The sequence below is a fragment of the Plantactinospora siamensis genome, from assembly GCF_042434095.1.
GTDB lineage: Bacteria > Actinomycetota > Actinomycetes > Mycobacteriales > Micromonosporaceae > KBS50.
Genome location: NZ_JBHLUE010000001.1, coordinates 280,710 through 300,076, shown reverse-complemented (window position 1 = coordinate 300,076; position 19,367 = coordinate 280,710). Strand labels below are relative to the sequence as shown.

The 19,367-nt window shown below is 69.0% G+C and carries 16 protein-coding genes; all 16 read left to right on the top strand.

Going from position 1 to position 19,367, the window contains the following annotated elements; translation table 11 throughout:
• Nucleotides 1-363: 363 nt before the first annotated feature.
• The 16 genes from rplJ (at nt 364) to rpsS (ending at nt 19,348) form a co-directional block, all read left to right on the top strand.
• On the top strand, nt 364-954 hold the full coding sequence (gene rplJ, locus ACFFHU_RS01340; RefSeq protein WP_377334879.1) for a 50S ribosomal protein L10: 591 nt from the start codon (nt 364-366) through the stop codon (nt 952-954).
• Between the two features lie 91 nt (nt 955-1,045).
• Nucleotides 1,046-1,432: a 50S ribosomal protein L7/L12 gene (rplL, locus tag ACFFHU_RS01335; RefSeq protein ID WP_377334782.1), complete on the top strand. Its 387-nt coding sequence runs from the start codon at nt 1,046-1,048 to the stop codon at nt 1,430-1,432.
• Between the two features lie 629 nt (nt 1,433-2,061).
• The gene (rpoB, locus tag ACFFHU_RS01330) at nt 2,062-5,502 is read left to right on the top strand and encodes a DNA-directed RNA polymerase subunit beta (RefSeq protein WP_377334780.1); all 3,441 of its coding nucleotides are present in this window, start codon (nt 2,062-2,064) and stop codon (nt 5,500-5,502) included.
• Between the two features lie 92 nt (nt 5,503-5,594).
• Nucleotides 5,595-9,488, top strand: coding sequence for a DNA-directed RNA polymerase subunit beta' (locus ACFFHU_RS01325; protein WP_377334778.1), 3,894 nt, complete (start codon nt 5,595-5,597; stop codon nt 9,486-9,488).
• 85 nt (nt 9,489-9,573) lie between these two features.
• Nucleotides 9,574-9,930 carry a hypothetical protein gene (locus ACFFHU_RS01320; protein ID WP_377334776.1) on the top strand — a complete coding sequence of 119 codons (357 nt, stop codon included), beginning with the start codon at nt 9,574-9,576 and terminating at the stop codon, nt 9,928-9,930.
• A gap of 487 nt (nt 9,931-10,417) precedes the next feature.
• Nucleotides 10,418-10,897, top strand: a complete 480-nt coding sequence (locus tag ACFFHU_RS01315) for a hypothetical protein (RefSeq protein ID WP_377334774.1) — start codon at nt 10,418-10,420, stop codon at nt 10,895-10,897.
• A 650-nt stretch (nt 10,898-11,547) separates the two neighbouring features.
• Nucleotides 11,548-11,922 (top strand): 30S ribosomal protein S12, encoded by a 375-nt coding sequence (gene rpsL, locus ACFFHU_RS01310; RefSeq protein WP_007465318.1) that lies wholly within the window; start codon nt 11,548-11,550, stop codon nt 11,920-11,922.
• A 1-nt stretch (nt 11,923) separates the two neighbouring features.
• The gene (gene rpsG, locus ACFFHU_RS01305; protein WP_377334772.1) at nt 11,924-12,394 is read left to right on the top strand and encodes a 30S ribosomal protein S7; all 471 of its coding nucleotides are present in this window, start codon (nt 11,924-11,926) and stop codon (nt 12,392-12,394) included.
• 36 nt (nt 12,395-12,430) lie between these two features.
• Nucleotides 12,431-14,527 (top strand): elongation factor G, encoded by a 2,097-nt coding sequence (gene fusA / locus ACFFHU_RS01300; RefSeq protein WP_377334770.1) that lies wholly within the window; start codon nt 12,431-12,433, stop codon nt 14,525-14,527.
• Nucleotides 14,528-14,712: 185 nt separating this feature from the next.
• The gene (gene tuf / locus ACFFHU_RS01295) at nt 14,713-15,906 is read left to right on the top strand and encodes an elongation factor Tu (protein WP_377334768.1); all 1,194 of its coding nucleotides are present in this window, start codon (nt 14,713-14,715) and stop codon (nt 15,904-15,906) included.
• Between the two features lie 364 nt (nt 15,907-16,270).
• Nucleotides 16,271-16,579 carry a 30S ribosomal protein S10 gene (gene rpsJ, locus ACFFHU_RS01290; protein ID WP_007073037.1) on the top strand — a complete coding sequence of 103 codons (309 nt, stop codon included), beginning with the start codon at nt 16,271-16,273 and terminating at the stop codon, nt 16,577-16,579.
• A gap of 11 nt (nt 16,580-16,590) precedes the next feature.
• The gene (gene rplC / locus ACFFHU_RS01285; RefSeq protein WP_377334766.1) at nt 16,591-17,256 is read left to right on the top strand and encodes a 50S ribosomal protein L3; all 666 of its coding nucleotides are present in this window, start codon (nt 16,591-16,593) and stop codon (nt 17,254-17,256) included.
• The gene (gene rplD / locus ACFFHU_RS01280; RefSeq protein WP_377334764.1) at nt 17,253-17,903 is read left to right on the top strand and encodes a 50S ribosomal protein L4; all 651 of its coding nucleotides are present in this window, start codon (nt 17,253-17,255) and stop codon (nt 17,901-17,903) included. Before rplC ends, rplD begins: the two co-directional genes overlap by 4 nt.
• On the top strand, nt 17,900-18,202 hold the full coding sequence (rplW, locus tag ACFFHU_RS01275; protein WP_377334762.1) for a 50S ribosomal protein L23: 303 nt from the start codon (nt 17,900-17,902) through the stop codon (nt 18,200-18,202). Before rplD ends, rplW begins: the two co-directional genes overlap by 4 nt.
• Nucleotides 18,203-18,214: 12 nt before the next feature.
• On the top strand, nt 18,215-19,054 hold the full coding sequence (rplB, locus tag ACFFHU_RS01270; protein WP_377334760.1) for a 50S ribosomal protein L2: 840 nt from the start codon (nt 18,215-18,217) through the stop codon (nt 19,052-19,054).
• Nucleotides 19,055-19,066: 12 nt separating this feature from the next.
• Nucleotides 19,067-19,348, top strand: coding sequence for a 30S ribosomal protein S19 (rpsS, locus tag ACFFHU_RS01265; RefSeq protein WP_088647003.1), 282 nt, complete (start codon nt 19,067-19,069; stop codon nt 19,346-19,348).
• The last annotated feature ends 19 nt before the right edge of the window (nt 19,349-19,367 follow it).

The window sequence follows — 19,367 nt, the reverse complement described above, 5'->3', positions numbered from 1 at the left end:
GAAGGGCCCCTTCCTATACAAAAAGCGATAACAGGGGGCCCTTCCCAACCGGGGGATTTGGCGGGCGCGCGGCGGGGCGCGTACTCTTGCGGCGAAGTTCCACCCAGAGACCGCTGGTCACCGTGCTCCGGCACGGTCGAAGGCCCCGCCACGGGGCGGCCCGCGCAGGGCGGTAAGCGAACACCGGCAGTGCGCATGGTCCGCCGACCATGTCCAGCGGCCCGATCCGACGATCGCGCCCGGCGCCGCCGCCCTCGCCCCGTGCGCCCTGCGCCGGGGCGTTTTCCGTTGTGCGGCTCTCGACCTCCGCGTCCGGGCAGACCCGGTGCGGAGGCCAGCATGACGCAACGAGAGAGGAGGGACATGGCGGACAAGCCGGTTCGGGCCGACAAGGCCACGGCCGTCGCCGAGCTCACCGATCGTTTCCGGGACGCCGGCGCCACCGTGCTGACCGAATACCGCGGTCTGTCGGTCGCCCAGCTGACCCAGCTGCGGCGCTCACTCGGCCGCGAGACGTCGTACACGGTCGCGAAGAACACGCTGGCCAAGCGTGCGGCCACCGACGCGGGCATCGACGGCCTCGACGAGCTGTTCACCGGTCCTACCGCGCTCACCTTCGTCGGCGGCGACGTCGTCGAGGCGGCGAAGGGCCTGCGCGATTTCGCCAAGGCCAACCCGCAGCTCGTGATCAAGGGCGGTGTGTTCGAGGGCCGAGCGATCTCGGCCTCCGAGGTCACCAGGCTCGCCGATCTGGAGTCCCGCGAGGTGCTGCTGGCCAAGCTGGCCGGCGCCATGAAGGGCAACCTGAGCAAGGCCGCGGCCCTGTTCCAGGCCCCCCTGGCGAAGACCGCCCGCCTGGCGGCCGCCCTGCAGGACAAGCGTGCGGAGGGTCAGCCGGCCGAGCAGGCCACCGAGGGTGCCGAGCAGGCGCCCGAGGGCCAGCCTGCGGAGTAGGCGCCCGAGCAAGAGCCAGCCGAGCGCGCCGCCCGACGCGGGACGCTCGCACATCACCCAGCTACAAGATCTTTAGGAAAGGACGCCAGACATGGCGAAGCTCAGCACCGACGAGCTGCTCGACGCGTTCAAGGAGATGACGCTGATCGAGCTGTCGGACTTCGTGAAGCAGTTCGAGGAGACCTTCGAGGTCACCGCGGCTGCCCCGGTGGCCATGGCCGCCGCGGGTGGCGGAGGCGCCGCGCCGGCCGAGGCCGAGCCGGAGAAGGACGAGTTCGACGTCGTCCTCGACGCCGCCGGTGGCAAGAAGATCCAGGTCATCAAGGTCGTGCGCGAGCTGACCGGCCTGGGCCTCAAGGAGGCCAAGGACCTGGTCGAGGCCGCTCCGAAGGCCGTCCTGGAGAAGGCCAACAAGGAGACCGCCGACAAGGCCAAGGCCAAGCTCGAGGCCGAGGGCGCTCAGGTCAGCGTGAAGTAAGTTCCGCGACCGGCCGGTCTGGGCGTACGCTCCCGGCCGCCGTCGCTCGACGGGCGGCGATCCCCACGGGGGTCGCCGCCCGTCGGCGTCCCAGGGTCCCCGCGCGGCCGACGGCCGGCGTCCCAGGGTCTCGCGGCCGGCGTCGCGGGGTCCCCGCGCGGCCGACGCCGCCGGGCCCGCGTCCGGTCGGCGGACGACGTCGCCGGGTCTCGCGCGCGGCCGACGGCCGAAAGACGGGCCGGACAACCGGCTCGGGCCTTGACGCGGCCCGCGAGGGCAGGCACGCTGACATCAGCAAGACCTTCCGCGCTTGCGACAGCCACCCACTGGGTAATGGCAGCGGCACCGGAGGCGCCCGGCTGGCGCGCCGGTCGGGTGGCTCGCGGGAAGCGTGCGAGAGACGTGCCAGGCGCTCGTTCAGAGCGTCCAGCGACCCAGGTCGCGGCACGTCCGCACCGCAATGCCGTGGCGGGCTGGACAGCGGTTAGCCGCTCGGCTACACTGCTAGTTTGCGCTGCCTTCCGACTTGACCCCTGCTCGGAATGTCCGAATTTGGGCGTTTGGAGTGGGGCCATTGGAGTGCACGCGTACCAGCCGTTCTGCAGCACCGGTCCTCGGAAGGACGCATCTTGGCAGCTTCCCGCCCTGCGAAGACCAGTCGTACGTCGAGCGCTTTCGCTCCCCGCCGAGTTTCCTTCGGCAGGATCACGGAAAACCTCGAGGTCCCCAACCTCCTCGCCATCCAGACCGAGTCCTTTGACTGGCTGGTCGGCAACGAGGCATGGCAGGGCCGATCGACGGACGACCCGCACGCCCGCTCGGGTCTCGCGGAGATCCTCGAAGAGATCAGTCCCATCGAGGACTTCTCCGGCACCATGTCACTGTCCTTCTCCGCCCCGCGCTTCGACGAGGTCAAGGCCTCGATCGAGGAGTGCAAGGAGAAGGACCTGACCTACTGTGCCCCGCTGTTCGTCACGGCGGAGTTCACCAACAACACCACCGGCGAGATCAAGAGCCAGACGGTGTTCATGGGTGACTTCCCGATGATGACGCCCAAGGGCACGTTCATCATCAATGGCACCGAGCGCGTCGTGGTCAGCCAGCTCGTCCGGTCTCCGGGCGTCTACTTCGACAAGCAGCCGGACAAGACCTCCGACCGCGATCTCTCCAGCGTCAAGGTGATCCCCAGCCGGGGCGCCTGGCTGGAGTTCGACATTGACAAGCGCGACACCGTCGGCGTCCGCATCGACCGCAAGCGCCGCCAGGCCGTCACCGTTCTGCTCAAGGCCATCGGATGGTCCAACGAGCAGATCCGGGAGCGGTTCGGGTGGTCCGAGCTGATGATGACCACCCTGGAGAAGGACCACATCGCCGGGGCGGACGAGGCGCTGCTCGACATCTACCGCAAGCTCCGGCCGGGCGAGCCCCCCACCCGGGAGAACGCCCAGACCCTGCTGGACAACCTGTTCTTCAACCCGAAGCGGTACGACCTGGCCAAGGTCGGCCGGTACAAGTTCAACAAGAAGCTCGAGATCAACGTCCCGATCACCACGGGCACGCTGACCGAGGACGACATCGTCGCCACCGTGGAATACCTCTGCCGGCTGCACGCCGGTGAGGACAGCTACGAGGCCGACGACATCGACCACTTCGGCAACCGTCGCCTGCGCACGGTCGGCGAGCTCATCCAGAACCAGGTCCGGGTCGGCCTGTCCCGGATGGAGCGGGTCGTCCGCGAGCGGATGACCACGCAGGACGTCGAGGCCATCACGCCGCAGACCCTGATCAACATCCGCCCGGTGGTGGCGGCGATCAAGGAGTTCTTCGGCACCTCGCAGCTGTCGCAGTTCATGGACCAGACCAACCCGCTCGCGGGTCTGACCCACCGGCGCCGGCTCTCGGCGCTCGGCCCGGGCGGTCTGTCCCGAGAGCGCGCCGGCATGGAGGTCCGGGACGTCCACCCGTCGCACTACGGCCGGATGTGCCCGATCGAGACGCCGGAAGGCCCGAACATCGGCCTCATCGGCGCCCTGTCGGCGTACGCCCGGGTCAACCCGTTCGGCTTCATCGAGACGCCGTACCGCAAGGTCGTCGAGGGTCGGGTCACCGACCAGATCGACTACCTGACGGCCGACGAGGAGGACCGGTTCGTCAAGGCCCAGGCCAACGCGCCGCTGCGGGCCGACGGAACGTTCGCCGAGGACCGGGTGCTGGTCCGCCGGAAGGGCGGCGAGACCGAGGACGTGGCGCCGAACGCCGTGGACTACATGGACGTCTCGCCGCGGCAGATGGTGTCGGTGGCGACCGCCATGATCCCGTTCCTCGAGCACGACGACGCCAACCGGGCCCTGATGGGCGCGAACATGCAGCGTCAGGCCGTACCGCTGGTCAAGGCCGAGTCGCCGCTGGTCGGCACGGGCATGGAATACCGTGCCGCGGTCGACGCCGGTGACGTCGTGGTGGCCGAGGTCGGCGGCGTGGTCGAGGACCTGTGCGCCGACTACATCACCGTGCACCAGGACGACGGCCACCGCCGGACCTACCTCCTGCACAAGTTCCGCCGGTCGAACGCGGGCTCCTGCGTCAACCAGAAGCCCGTGGTGTTCGAGGGCGACCGCGTCGAGGCCGGCCAGGTCATCGCCGACGGTCCGTGCACCGACGAGGGCGAGATGGCGCTCGGGCGCAACCTGCTCGTGGCCTTCATGACCTGGGAGGGGCACAACTACGAGGACGCCATCATCCTGTCCCAGCGACTGGTGCAGCAGGACGTCCTCACCTCGATCCACATCGAGGAGCACGAGGTCGACGCCCGGGACACCAAGCTGGGCCCGGAGGAGATCACCCGCGACATCCCGAACGTCAGCGAGGAGATGCTCGCCGACCTGGACGAGCGGGGAATCATCCGGATCGGCGCCGAGGTGGTGCCGGGCGACATCCTGGTCGGCAAGGTCACCCCGAAGGGTGAAACCGAGCTGACCCCGGAGGAGCGGCTGCTCCGCGCGATCTTCGGTGAGAAGGCGCGCGAGGTCCGCGACACCTCGCTCAAGGTTCCGCACGGCGAGAACGGCACGGTCATCGGTGTCCGTACCTTCTCCCGCGAGGACGGCGACGAGCTGCCGCCGGGCGTCAACGAGCTGGTCCGGGTGTACGTCGCCCAGAAGCGCAAGATCCAGGACGGTGACAAGCTCGCGGGCCGGCACGGCAACAAGGGCGTCATCTCCAAGATCCTGCCGGTCGAGGACATGCCGTTCCTCGAGGACGGCACTCCGGTGGACATCGTGCTCAACCCGCTGGGTGTGCCGAGCCGGATGAACATCGGCCAGGTTTTGGAGACCCACCTCGGGTGGGTGGCCAAGACCGGGTGGAAGGTCGAGGGCGAGGACACCGACTGGAAGAAGTCGCTCCGGTCGATCGGCGCGGACACCTCGGAGCCGGACACCAACGTGGCCACGCCGGTCTTCGACGGGGCCAAGGAGGAGGAGATCCACGGTCTGCTGGCGTCGACCCTGCCCAACCGGGACGGCAACCAGATGATCGGGTCGACCGGTAAGGCGTGGCTGTTCGACGGCCGGTCCGGTGAGCCGCTGCCGGACGCGATCGCGGTCGGCTACATCTACATCCTCAAGCTGAACCACCTGGTCGACGACAAGATCCACGCTCGGTCGACCGGCCCGTACTCGATGATCACGCAGCAGCCGCTGGGTGGTAAGGCGCAGTTCGGTGGCCAGCGGTTCGGTGAGATGGAGTGCTGGGCCATGCAGGCCTACGGCGCGGCCTACGCGCTGCAGGAGTTGCTGACCATCAAGTCCGACGACGTTCTCGGCCGGGTGAAGGTCTACGAGGCCATCGTCAAGGGCGAGAACATCCCCGAACCGGGAATCCCGGAGTCGTTCAAGGTGCTGCTCAAGGAGCTGCAGTCGCTGTGCCTCAACGTCGAGGTGCTGTCCAGTGACGGCGTGGCCCTGGAAATGCGCGAGACCGACGACGAGGTCTTCCGGGCCGCCGAGGAACTCGGCATCGACCTGTCCCGTCGCCCGAACGAGGGCGTCAGCAGCGTCGAAGAGATTTGATGTTGTGTTGACGGGGGCGGGCCTGGCGTCCGCCCCCGTCCACCAGCCGAGTGAGCCTGATAGATATACGAGACGACAGAGGGACACATAACGTGCTCGACGTCAATTTCTTCGACGAGTTGCGCATCGGTCTGGCGACCGCTGACGACATCCGGCAGTGGTCGCACGGCGAGGTCAAGAAGCCTGAGACGATCAACTACCGCACCCTGAAGCCGGAAAAGGACGGGCTCTTCTGCGAGAAGATCTTCGGTCCGCAGCGGGACTGGGAGTGCTACTGCGGCAAGTACAAGCGGGTCCGGTTCAAGGGCATCATCTGTGAGCGCTGCGGCGTCGAGGTGACCCGGTCCAAGGTCCGCCGCGAGCGGATGGGCCACATCGAGCTGGCCGCGCCGGTCACGCACATCTGGTACTTCAAGGGTGTGCCGAGCCGGCTGGGCTACCTGCTCGACCTGGCGCCCAAGGACCTCGAAAAGATCATTTACTTCGCCTCGTACGTGGTCACCGGGGTGGACGTCGAGGCGCGTCACCGCGACCTGTCCACGATCGAGAACGAGATCCTGGCCGAGAAGCGGCAGGCGGAGAACAGCCGCGACTCGGAGATCGAGAAGCGCGCCGCCAAGCTGGAGGCCGACCTCGCCGACCTGGAGTCGGAGGGCGCCAAGGCCGACGTCCGCCGCAAGGTCAAGGAGGGCGGCGAGCGGGAGATGCGCCAGATCCGCGATCGGGCGCAGCGCGAGATCGACCGCCTGGACGAGGTGCTGGACACCTTCCGCAAGCTGGAGCCGAAGCAGCTGGTCACCGACGAGCTGCTCTACCGGGAGCTGCGCGACCGGTTCGGCGAGTACTTCACCGGCGGCATGGGCGCCGAGGCGATCAAGGCCCTCGTTCAGCACATGGACCTGGACGCCGAGGCCGACAACCTGCGGGAGATCATCCGGTCCGGCAAGGGCCAGCGGAAGATCCGGGCGCTCAAGCGGCTCAAGGTCGTGGCGGCGTTCCAGAACACCCGCAACTCACCGCTGGGCATGGTGCTCGACTGCGTACCGGTGATCCCGCCGGACCTGCGGCCGATGGTCCAGCTCGATGGTGGCCGCTTCGCCACCAGCGACCTGAACGACCTCTACCGTCGCGTGATCAACCGGAACAACCGGCTCAAGCGGCTGATCGACCTCGGCGCGCCCGAGATCATCGTCAACAACGAGAAGCGGATGCTGCAGGAGGCCGTCGACGCGCTGTTCGACAACGGCCGCCGCGGCCGGCCGGTCACCGGCCCGGGTAACCGCCCGCTGAAGTCGCTGTCCGACATGCTCAAGGGCAAGCAGGGCCGGTTCCGGCAGAACCTGCTCGGCAAGCGCGTCGACTACTCCGGCCGTTCGGTCATCGTGGTCGGCCCGCGGCTCAAGCTGCACCAGTGCGGCCTGCCCAAGCAGATGGCGCTGGAGCTGTTCAAGCCGTTCGTGATGAAGCGGCTGGTCGATCTGAACCACGCGCAGAACATCAAGTCGGCCAAGCGCATGGTCGAGCGGCAGCGGCCGGTCGTGTGGGACGTGCTCGAAGAGGTCATCACCGAGCATCCGGTGCTGCTCAACCGGGCGCCGACCCTGCACCGTCTGGGCATCCAGGCGTTCGAGCCGCAGCTGGTCGAGGGCAAGGCCATCCAGATCCACCCGCTGGTCTGCACGGCGTTCAACGCCGACTTCGACGGTGACCAGATGGCGGTGCACGTGCCGCTGTCCGCCGAGGCGCAGGCCGAGGCGCGGATCCTGATGCTGTCCTCGAACAACATCCTCAAGCCGGCCGACGGCAAGCCGGTGACCATGCCCACCCAGGACATGGTGATCGGGCTCTACCACCTGACGCACCTCACGCCGGGTGGCAAGGGCGAGGGTCGGGCGTTCAGCTCCGACGCCGAGGCGCGGATGGCGTTCGACGCCGGCGAGCTGGACCTGCAGGCGCCGGTCAAGATCCGCCTGCGGGACATCGAGGGCGAGGGCGTGGACAACGGCCGGGGCGCCGCGCAGTGGACCGCTCCCGAGGGCTGGGCCCCGGGTGAGCCGCTGACCGTGGAGACCACCCTGGGTCGGGTGCTGTTCAACGAGACCCTGCCCAAGGGCTACCGGTTCGTGAACTACGAGATCCGCAAGGGTCAGCTCTCGGCGATCGTCAACGACCTCGCCGAGCGGTTCCCGAAGGTCGCGCTGGCGGCGACGCTGGACGGCCTCAAGGAGGCGGGCTTCCACTGGGCCACCTGGTCCGGCGTCACCATCGGCATGGGCGACGTCATCGCTCCGCCGCGCAAGCGGGAGATCCTGGAGCGGTACGAGAAGGAAGCCGACCGGATCGACAAGCAGTACCAGCGTGGTCTGATGACCGCCGAGGAGCGTCGCGGCGAGCTCATCGAGATCTGGACCAAGGCCACCAACGAGGTGGCCAAGGAGATGGACACCGCGCTGCCGCAGGAGAACCCGCTGTGGAAGATGATCAACTCGGGTGCCCGCGGTAACCTGCTGCAGCTCCGGCAGATCGCGGCGATCCGTGGTCTGGTGGCCAACCCGAAGGGCGAGATCATCCCGCGGCCGATCAAGGCCAGCTACCGGGAGGGTCTGTCCGTGCTGGAGTACTTCATCTCCACGCACGGCGCCCGGAAGGGTCTCGCCGACACGGCACTGCGGACCGCCGACTCGGGTTACCTGACCCGTCGTCTGGTGGACGTCTCGCAGGACGTGATCATCCGCGAGGAGGACTGCGGCACCGACCGGGCCATCCCGATGCAGATCGGCGAGTACGTCGACGGCAAGCTCGTGGTGCACGAGCACGCCGAGACCGGCGTGCACGCCCGGACGCTCGCGGACGACATCAAGGGCCCGGACGGCACCGTGGTGGCCGAGCGGGGCGTGGACATCAACTCGATCATTGTCGACCGGATCGTGGCGGCCGGCGTCGAGACGGTGCGCGTCCGCAGCGTGCTGACCTGCGAGTCCAAGCTGGGCGTCTGTGGCGCCTGCTACGGGCGGTCGCTGCCGACCGGCAAGACCGTGGACGTCGGCGAGGCGGTCGGCATCATCGCCGCCCAGTCGATCGGTGAGCCGGGCACGCAGCTGACGATGCGTACCTTCCACACCGGTGGCGTCGCGGGTGAGGACATCACTCAGGGTCTGCCCCGGGTCCAGGAGATCTTCGAGGCCCGTATCCCGAAGGGCAAGGCGCCGATCGCCGACACCCCGGGCCGGGTGCGGATCGAGGACGGCGAGCGGTCGCGGAAGATCATCGTGGTGCCGGACGACGGCAGCGACGAGATCGTCTACGACAAGATCTCCAAGCGGGTCCGGCTGCGGGCCCACGACGGCGATCACGTGGACGTCGGGGAGAAGCTCACCGAGGGCACCATCGACCCGCACGAGCTGCTGCGCATCCTCGGCCCGCGGGCCGTCCAGGTCCACCTGACCCAGGAGGTCCAGGAGGTCTACCGGTCGCAGGGTGTGCTCATCCACGACAAGCACATCGAGATCATCATCCGCCAGATGCTCAAGCGGGTGACGGTCATCGACTCCGGCTCGAGCGAGTTCCTGCCGGGTGTGCTGGTCGACCGGGCGGTCTTCGAGTCGGAGAACCGGCGGCTGGTGTCCGAGGGCGGCGAGCCCGCGGCCGGTCGTCCGCAGCTGATGGGCATCACGAAGGCGTCGCTCGCGACCGACTCGTGGCTGTCGGCGGCCTCCTTCCAGGAGACCACGCGGGTGCTCACCGACGCGGCGATCAACGCCCGGAGCGACTCGCTGATCGGTCTCAAGGAGAACGTCATCATCGGAAAGCTCATCCCGGCCGGTACGGGCATCAGCAAGTACCGCAACATCCGGGTGGAGCCGACCGAGGAGGCGAAGGCCAAGGTCTACTCGATGACCGGCTACCCGGAGACCGACTACGGGTTCGGGCCGGCCAGCGGGCAGGCAGTGCCGCTGGACGACTTCGACTTCGGGTCGTACCGCTAAGCACGGAACACGGACGCCAGGCGTCCCGTCCGCCGTCACCACGACGGCGGGTGGGGCGCCTGGCGCCTTTTTGTAGGCTGGCGGCGTGCAGAGCATCCCCGGGCCGGGAACGGCCTGGCCGCGTCACCCGCTGGACCCGGATCCGGTCCGGTCCACCAAGGCGCCCACCGTGCTGGCGCTCGGCCTGGTCGCCATGCTCACCGGCCTGTTCGTCGGCGGCGTGGTGCCGGCCACCCTCGCCCTGCTGCTGGCCCGCCAGGCCCGCCGCCAGGCGTACGCCTCGGGCGGCTACCTGACCGGCGCGGCGCTGCTGCGCCGGGGCGAGCGGTTCGCCTGGATCGGGTTGGTGCTCGCCGCCACTGCGGTGGCGGCCGCGCTCATCCTCGGAGTGCTGCACGTGGTCGACGCGGGCGGCCGGGACTACGGTCCGGCCGTCAACTGAGCCGGGCGCCCGCCCTCGGCGAGCCGGCGCCGGCGGTAACCTGAACCCGAATATCGGGCCGGGCAGGGGAGGATCGTTGGCGCAGGACGATCGGCAGGACCCCCCGCCGGAACCCAGCCCGTGGGCTCGCCCGGATCCCAGCCAGCTCGCGGAGCGCCCGACCGACCAGGGCGGGCCACCGTCGGTCCGGCCGGCGGCCCCGCCGGCGTACGGTCCCGGTCCGGGCTACGGCTCGGGTCCGGCGTACGGTCCCGGCCCCGGCTCGGGTGGGGCGTATGGCCACGGTCCCGGCCCGGCGTACGGTCCTGCTCCGGCGTACGGTCCCGGCCCGGCGTATGGTCCTGGCCCGGCGTATGGTCCCCGTCCGGCGTTCGGTCCTGGCCCGGCGTACGGTCCCGGCCCGGCGTATGGTCCCGGTCCGGCGTACGGTCCCGGCCCGGGTTACGGCCCGGCGGCGCCGTTCGGGCAGCCCGGCCACGGCGCGACGATGGCGCCGGCCGGCGGGATCATGGCACCGGCCGGCGGGCCGCTGCCGCCGCGGGTGCCGCCACCGCCGGCAGAGGCGGTCCGGCCGCCGCGCCGGGTCGATCCGGTGCCCGGTACGCCGTTCGGAGTCGTTCAGTTGGATGTGCCGCCCGTCACATCCGGGCCGGCGATCGGCTCCCTGCTGGCCGGGATCGGCTCGATCCTGGTGGCGTTGCTGGTCGGCTGCTTCGGTCTGAGTGGCGCCCGCGCCGGCTGGGGCGCCTGGGCGGCGGGGGCCTTCGCGGTGCTGAGCGCGCTGGCCGGGCTGGCCGGGATCGTGCTGGGGCTGGTGGGGCGCCGGCAGATCGGTCGGCCGGCCGACCCGCCGGCGGTCCGGTTCACCGGTCGCGGCCTGGCGGTGGCCGGCATCAGCTGCGGCGCGGCCGGCCTGGGCCTGACCGTGTTGGCCTTCATCGCCAGCCTCGTGGCCACCTTCGCCTGAGCCCACCCCTTTGCCCCCTTGCCGGCGTGCGGGTTGTGGGCGTGCCGGCGTACCGGCGTGCCGGCGTGCGGGCGTGCGGGCGTGCGGGCGTGCGGGCGGCTTCTCCCGGCTGGACGGCGCCCGCCGTACGACCCGGGCCCCGCGCCGGGGAACGCGGACCTCTTGATCAAGGCGGTCGGGAGGTGGGGCCGGGGTTGATTCGCCCGGTTGGGCGGCGTGCCGGGTTGAGCGTTACAATTGGGAACTGGAGCCGCCCATGATGGGGTTGGCACGGCGATCCGGGCCGGACGAGAGCAATCGCACACTCTCCCCGGGCATCCCGTTTTGACCTGTGCCCGTCGGATGGGTACGCTTTTCCTGCGCTCGGGTTCGCCCGAGCAATTCGCGCGTGCGCTCGTGCCGGCAAGACCGCCACGCCGCAGGCGGCGCGCGACAGCCACAAGGACGCGCGCCGGTGGGCGCGCCGAGAAGATCCCGAGCAGGTGCGAACGTGTGAGGGAACCGTGGACCGGGCGACACGCCCGACCGCGGGTGCCGGGACCGCCGCCTCGGGGGTCTCGGTTCGGAATGTAGGAGGGTCCACCCCGGACGGGGTGACCAAGGCAGCACGGCGCGGCCACCGCGGTGGCCGAAGGGAGCGGAGAAACCCGGTGCCAACGATCCAGCAGCTGGTCCGCAAGGGCCGCCAGGCAAAGACGACGAAGACCAAGACGCCGGCGCTGAAGGGCAGCCCGCAGCGGCGCGGCGTGTGCACGCGCGTTTACACCACCACCCCGAAGAAGCCCAACTCGGCGCTGCGCAAGGTCGCTCGTGTCAAGCTGAGCAGCCAGATCGAGGTGACCGCGTACATCCCGGGCGTGGGGCACAACCTGCAGGAGCACTCGATCGTGCTCGTCCGCGGTGGCCGGGTGAAGGACCTCCCCGGCGTGCGTTACAAGATCGTTCGCGGCTCGCTCGACACCCAGGGTGTCCGCAACCGCAAGCAGGCCCGCAGCCGCTACGGCGCCAAGAAGGAGAAGAGCTGACATGCCGCGTAAGGGCCCCGCTCCGCGCCGACCGCTGGTCGCTGATCCGGTGTACAACTCGCCGCTGGTCACCCAGCTGGTGAACAAGGTTCTCCTTCGTGGCAAGCGCCAGCTCGCCGAGAAGATCGTCTACGCCGCCCTCGAGGGTTGCCGGGAGAAGTCCGGCACCGACCCGGTCGTCACCCTCAAGCGCGCGATGGACAACGTGAAGCCGACCCTCGAGGTCCGCAGCCGCCGCGTCGGTGGCGCGACGTACCAGGTCCCGGTCGAGGTCCGGCCGGCCCGCGCCACCACTCTGGGGCTGCGCTGGCTGATCTCCTACTCCCGGGCCCGCCGCGAAAAGACCATGGTCGAGCGCCTGATGAACGAGCTGCTCGACGCGAGCAACGGCCTCGGCGCCGCCGTGAAGCGACGCGAGGACACGCACAAGATGGCCGAGTCCAACAAGGCCTTCGCGCACTACCGCTGGTGAAACCAGTTCTCGAGACGACGATAAGTAGGGATTGAAGTGGCCGCCGCAGACGCGCTCGCCAAGGTACGCAACATCGGCATCATGGCGCACATCGATGCCGGTAAGACCACCACCACTGAGCGGATCCTGTTCTACACCGGCATCACCTACAAGATCGGTGAGGTCCACGAGGGCGCCGCCGTCATGGACTGGATGGAGCAGGAGCAGGAGCGGGGGATCACCATCACCTCCGCCGCCACCAAGTGTGAGTGGAAGGGCCACACGATCCAGATCATCGACACGCCCGGCCACGTCGACTTCACGGTCGAGGTCGAGCGGTCGTTGCGGGTGCTGGACGGCGCGGTCGCGGTCTACGACGGCGTTGCCGGCGTGGAGCCGCAGACCGAGAACGTCTGGCGGCAGGCGGACAAGTACAACGTCCCCCGGATGTGCTTCGTCAACAAGCTCGACCGGACGGGCGCGGACTTCTTCCGCTGCGTGCAGATGATGATCGACCGGCTGAACGCCACCCCGCTGGTGCTGCAGGTGCCGATCGGGCTCGAGTCCGAGCACATCGGTGTCGTCGACCTGATCGGGATGCGTGCCCTCACCTGGCGCGGCGAGACCGCCAAGGGCGAGGACTACGCGGTCGAGGAGGTGCCGGCCGACCTGGCCGACAGCGCCGCCGAGTGGCGCGAGAAGCTGATCGAGACGCTCGCCGACGTGGACGACTCGATCATGGAGAAGTACCTCGAGGGCGAGGAGATCTCGGTCGACGAGATCAAGGCGGCCATCCGCCGGGCGACCATCGCCGGCAAGGCCAACCCGGTGCTCTGCGGCTCGGCGTTCAAGAACAAGGGCGTCCAGCCGATGCTCGACGCGGTCATCGACTTCCTGCCCTCGCCGCTGGACATCCCGGCCATCGAGGGTACGGCGACCGACGGCGAGACGCCGATGCAGCGGAAGCCGTCCCCGCAGGAGCCGTTCTCCGGTCTCGCGTTCAAGATCCAGACCGACAAGCACCTCGGCAAGCTCACCTACGTCCGGGTCTACTCCGGCGTGGTCGAGACCGGGACCCAGGTGGTCAACTCCACCAAGGACCGCAAGGAGCGGGTCGGCAAGATCTACCAGATGCACGCGAACAAGCGTGAGGAGCGCGGCAGCGCCCAGGCCGGCGACATCATCGCCGTCCAGGGTCTGAAGCAGACCACCACCGGTGACACCCTCTGCGACCCGGCGAACCCGGTGATCCTGGAGTCGATGACCTTCCCTGAGCCGGTCATCGAGGTGGCGATCGAGCCCAAGACCAAGGCCGACCAGGAGAAGCTCAGCACCGCCATCCAGCGGCTCGCCGAGGAGGACCCGACGTTCCGGGTCAAGCTCGACGACCAGACCGGTCAGACGGTCATCTCCGGCATGGGCGAGCTGCACCTGGACATCCTGGTCGACCGGATGCGCCGCGAGTTCAACGTCGAGGCCAACATCGGTAAGCCGCAGGTGGCGTACCGCGAGACCATCCGCCGCAAGGTGGAGAAGGTCGAGTACACCCACAAGAAGCAGACCGGTGGTTCGGGCCAGTACGCGCGGGTGATCGTCAACCTGGAGCCGCTGCCCATGGGCAACGACTCGCCGACGTACGAGTTCGCCAACGAGGTCACCGGTGGCCGCGTGCCGCGGGAGTTCATCCCGTCGGTGGACGCCGGCGCCCAGGACGCCATGCAGTACGGCATCCTGGCCGGCTTCCCGCTGGTCGGCGTGAAGCTGACGCTGACGGACGGCCAGTACCACGAGGTCGACTCGTCGGAGATGGCGTTCAAGATCGCCGGTTCGATGGTGCTCAAGGATGCGGCCCGCAAGGCCGACCCGGCGCTGCTCGAGCCGATGATGGCGGTCGAGGTCACCACGCCCGAGGAGAACATGGGCGACGTGATCGGGGACCTGAACTCCCGCCGCGGCATCATCCAGGCGATGGAGGAGCGCAGTGGCGCCCGCGTCGTCCGGGCCCTGGTGCCGCTGTCCGAGATGTTCGGCTACGTCGGCGACCTGCGGTCGAAGACCCAGGGCCGGGCGAGCTACAGCATGCAGTTCGACTCCTACGCCGAGGTTCCGGCCAACGTGGCGAAGGAGATCATCGCGAAGGCGACCGGCGAGTGAGCCTCCGGGCGTCACTCGCGGGTTCACCGGGTCGGTGATACCGCACTGGTCGCGGGCGGGTAACCTCGCCCGCGACCGGAGCCAGTGCTTGCCGGTCCGTCAGGGCCGGAAGGGCTGTCGACAGAGTCCCAACGCCGAACGGCGGCCGGGCGTACGAACCAAGAAGTCCTTGAGGAGGACACCAAGTGGCGAAGGCGAAGTTCGAGCGGACTAAGCCGCACGTCAACATCGGCACCATTGGTCACATCGACCACGGTAAGACGACGCTGACGGCGGCCATCACCAAGGTCCTGCACGACAAGTACCCGGACATCAACCCGTACACGCCGTTCGACGAGATCGACAAGGCGCCGGAGGAGAAGGCCCGGGGCATCACGATCTCGATCGCGCACGTCGAGTACCAGACCGAGGCGCGGCACTACGCGCACGTGGACTGCCCCGGTCACGCCGACTACATCAAGAACATGATCACCGGTGCCGCGCAGATGGACGGCGCGATCCTGGTGGTGGCGGCGACCGACGGCCCGATGCCGCAGACCCGTGAGCACGTGCTGCTGGCCCGCCAGGTCGGCGTGCCGTACATCGTGGTGGCGCTGAACAAGAGCGACATGGTGGACGACGAGGAGCTCCTCGAGCTCGTCGAGCTTGAGGTCCGCGAGCTGCTCTCGTCGCAGGAGTACCCGGGCGACGACCTGCCGGTCGTGCGCGTCTCGGCGCTGAAGGCGCTCGAGGGCGACCCGGAGTGGACCGAGCGGCTCATGGAGCTGATGAACGCGGTCGACACCGCGATTCCGCAGCCCGAGCGGGAGACCGAGAAGCCGTTCCTCATGCCGATCGAGGACGTCTTCACGATCACCGGTCGCGGCACGGTCGTCACCGGCCGCGCCGAGCGGGGCATCCTCAAGCCGAACGAGGAGGTGGAGCTCGTCGGCATCCGCGAGAAGTCGATGAAGACCACCTGCACCGGCATCGAGATGTTCCGCAAGCTGCTCGACGAGGCCCGCGCGGGCGAGAACGTCGGTCTGCTGCTGCGTGGCGTGAAGCGCGAGGACGTCGAGCGCGGCATGGTGGTCGTCAAGCCGGGCACCACCACCCCGCACACGGAGTTCGAGGCGACGGTCTACATCCTCTCCAAGGAGGAGGGCGGCCGCCACACCCCGTTCTTCCAGAACTACCGTCCGCAGTTCTACTTCCGGACCACCGACGTCACCGGTGTCGTCACGCTGCCCGAGGGCACCGAGATGGTCATGCCGGGCGACAACACCTCGATGAGCGTCAAGCTCATCCAGCCGATCGCGATGGAGGAAAACCTCAAGTTCGCGATCCGTGAGGGTGGCCGGACGGTCGGCGCGGGCCGCGTCACCAAGATTGTCAAGTGAGCAAGGTAACCCCGATTAGCGCTGCCGTGCGGTAGTACGGCATACTGGTCAGGTTGCGTAAGCGACGGGTGGTTGGCTGCCCAGGTGGCCAACCACCCTCGCTCGGCGTCCGGGTTCAGGCACGAGGTTCCCGGCGCTCCCGACCCCAAGCTCGGGCCTCGGGCCGCTCCACGGAGCGGCCGGCGGGCCGCGGTGCACCGGGCCGCCCATGGCGGTGGGCCGGAACCGATCGCGAATATCCGGCATTGCCGGAGTGCGAAGCAAGGACGCGACACGCCCGACCGCGGGGGTCGGCGGAGCGGGGTCCGGCCAGCAGGCGGACGCTCGCACAACAGCGGCATCGAGAGAAGGAACAGAAGCCACCATGGCGGGACAGAAGATCCGCATCCGGCTCAAGGCCTATGACCACGAGGTCGTCGACTCCTCGGCGCGGAAGATCGTCGAGACGGTGACGCGTACCGGGGCGCAGGTCGCGGGCCCGGTGCCGCTGCCCACGGAGATCAACCGTTTCTGCGTGATCCGTTCGCCGCACAAGTACAAGGACTCGCGCGAGCACTTCGAGATGCGCACGCACAAGCGTCTGATCGACATCATCGACCCGACCCCCAAGACGGTCGACTCGCTCATGCGCCTCGACCTTCCGGCTGGCGTCGACATCGAGATCAAGCTGTAGGGACCGGACTAATGGACAGGCAAGTAAAGGGCATCCTGGGCGCCAAGCTCGGCATGACCCAGCTCTGGGACAACAACCGCGTTGTTCCGGTGACCGTGGTGCAGGCCGGCCCGTGCGTCGTGACCCAGGTCCGTACCGCCGACAAGGACGGCTACTCCGCGGTCCAGTTGGCGTACGGCGCGATCGACCCGCGGAAGGTCAACAAGCCGGAGGCCGGGCACTTCGCGAAGTCGGGAGTCGCTCCGCGCCGGCACATCGTCGAGCTGCGGACCACCGACGCCAGCGAGTACGAGCTGGGCCAGGAGGTCACCGTCGAGGCCTTCGAGCCGGGCGGCGCCATCGACGTGACCGGCCGGACCAAGGGCAAGGGCTTCGCCGGTGTGATGAAGCGGCACGGCTTCCACGGCCTGCGCGCGAGCCACGGCGTGGAGCGCAAGCACCGCTCGCCGGGCTCCATCGGCGGCTGCGCCACCCCGGGTCGCGTCTTCAAGGGTATGAAGATGGCCGGCCGGATGGGTCGCGTCCGCTTCACCGTGCAGAACCTGCGGATCCAGGCGGTCGACCCCGAGAACAACCTGATCCTGGTCCGGGGCGCGATCCCCGGCCCCAAGGGCGCCATGGTGCTGGTCCGCTCGGCGGCCAAGGCCCAGGTTAAGAAGGGCGGTGCGAGCAAGTGACCAGCGTTGACGTGCTGAACGCCGAGGGCGCCAAGAGCGGCTCGGTCGAGCTGCCGGCGGACATCTTCGACGTGCAGGCCAACATGCCGCTGATGCACCAGGTCGTGGTGGCCCAGCTGGCCGCCGCGCGGCAGGGCACGCACAAGGTGAAGACCCGCGGTGAGGTTTCCGGCGGCGGCGTCAAGCCGTACAAGCAGAAGGGCACCGGTCGGGCCCGGCAGGGCTCGATCCGCGCGCCGCAGTTCGCCGGCGGTGGCGTCGTGCACGGTCCCGTGCCGCGCGACTACAGCCAGCGGACCCCGAAGAAGATGAAGGCGGCGGCCCTGCGCGGCGCCCTCTCCGACCGGGCCCGCGCGGGCCAGGTGCACGTGGTGGAGGCGTTCGTGAGCGGCGAGAAGCCGTCGACGAAGGGCGCCCTGACCATGCTGCGCAAGGCCACCGAGGCCCGGCGGGTGCTGGTCGTGCTGAGCAGCGTCGACGAGCTGAACTGGCTGTCGCTGCGGAACGAGCCGTCGGTGCACCTGATCGAGGCGGGCCAGCTCAACACGTACGACGTGCTGGTGGCCGACGACGTGGTCTTCACCAGGGACGCGCTGGACGAGTTCCTCGGCGTCCCGGCCGAGACCGCTGAGGAGGATGGCAAGTGACGACCATCGCGGACCCGCGCGACATCATCGTGGCGCCGGTCGTCTCGGAGAAGAGCTACAGCGAGCTGAACCGCAACTGGTACACCTTCCTGGTGCACCCGGACGCCAACAAGACCGAGATCAAGATCGCCATCCAGCAGATCTTCGACGTCCGCGTCCTGACGGTGAACACCCTCAACCGCGAGGGCAAGCGCAAGCGGAGCCGCACCGGCTTCGGCAAGCGCAAGAACACCAAGCGGGCGATGGTGAAGCTGGCTGACGGAGACCGTATCGAGGCCTTCGGCGGCCCGGTCAGCTGAGGGGTATAGACAATGGCTATCCGTAAGTACAAGCCGACCACGCCGGGCCGCCGCGGCTCCAGCGTCGCCGACTTCGCCGAGATCACCCGGTCCACGCCGGAGAAGTCGCTGCTCGCGCCGCTGCCCAAGAAGGGCGGCCGGAACGTGCACGGCCGGATCACCGCTCGACACCAGGGCGGCGGTCACAAGCGGCAGTACCGGATCATCGACTTCAAGCGGGTCGACAAGGACGGTGTGCCGGCCAAGGTCGCGCACATCGAGTACGACCCGAACCGGACCGCCCGGATCGCGCTGCTGCACTACGTCGACGGCGAGAAGCGGTACATCCTCGCCCCGCGTGACCTGAAGCAGGGCGACGCGGTGGAGTCGGGCCCGAGCGCCGACATCAAGCCGGGCAACAACCTGCCGCTGCGCAACATCCCGGTGGGTACCACCATCCACGGCGTGGAGCTGCGCCCGGGCGGCGGGGCCAAGCTGGCCCGCTCGGCCGGCGTCGGCATCCAGCTGCTGGGCCGGGAGGGCGCGTACGCCACCCTCCGGATGCCCTCCGGCGAGATCCGCCGGGTCGACGTGCGCTGCCGGGCCACCGTCGGCGAGATCGGCAACGCCGACCAGTCGAACATCAACTGGGGCAAGGCCGGCCGGATGCGGTGGAAGGGCAAGCGCCCGACCGTCCGTGGTGTGGCCATGAACCCGGTCGACCACCCGCACGGTGGTGGTGAGGGCAAGACCTCCGGTGGTCGCCACCCGGTGAACCCGCAGGGCAAGCCCGAGGGTCGTACCCGGCGCAAGGGTCAGCCGAGCGACCGGATGATCGTCCGCCGCCGCTACGCCACGCGTAAGCGCGGCTGAGGGAGATAAGAGATGCCTCGCAGCCTGAAGAAGGGCCCGTTCATCGACGACCACCTGCTCAAGAAGGTGGAGACGCAGAACGACAAGGGCTCGAAGAACGTCATCAAGACCTGGTCGCGGCGCTCGACGATCATCCCGGAGATGCTCGGGCACACGATCGCCGTGCACGACGGCCGCAAGCACGTCCCGGTGTTCGTCACCGAGGCCATGGTCGGGCACAAGCTCGGCGAGTTCGCGCTGACCCGGACGTTCAAGGGTCACGAGAAGGACGACCGCAAGAGCCGTCGGCGCTGACGCCGCGGGCATACGGATA

Excerpts from the sequence above, each read along its gene's own strand:
- rplJ (WP_377334879.1), top strand. The coding sequence starts at position 364 with ATGGCGGACAAGCCGGTTCGGGCCGACAAGGCCACGGCCGTCGCCGAG.
- rplL (WP_377334782.1), top strand. The coding sequence starts at position 1,046 with ATGGCGAAGCTCAGCACCGACGAGCTGCTCGACGCGTTCAAGGAGATG.
- ACFFHU_RS01315 (WP_377334774.1), top strand. The coding sequence starts at position 10,418 with ATGGCGCCGGCCGGCGGGATCATGGCACCGGCCGGCGGGCCGCTGCCG.
- rpsG (WP_377334772.1), top strand. The coding sequence starts at position 11,924 with ATGCCGCGTAAGGGCCCCGCTCCGCGCCGACCGCTGGTCGCTGATCCG.
- rpsJ (WP_007073037.1), top strand. The coding sequence starts at position 16,271 with ATGGCGGGACAGAAGATCCGCATCCGGCTCAAGGCCTATGACCACGAG.
- rplC (WP_377334766.1), top strand. The coding sequence starts at position 16,591 with ATGGACAGGCAAGTAAAGGGCATCCTGGGCGCCAAGCTCGGCATGACC.
- rplB (WP_377334760.1), top strand. The coding sequence starts at position 18,215 with ATGGCTATCCGTAAGTACAAGCCGACCACGCCGGGCCGCCGCGGCTCC.
- rpsS (WP_088647003.1), top strand. The coding sequence starts at position 19,067 with ATGCCTCGCAGCCTGAAGAAGGGCCCGTTCATCGACGACCACCTGCTC.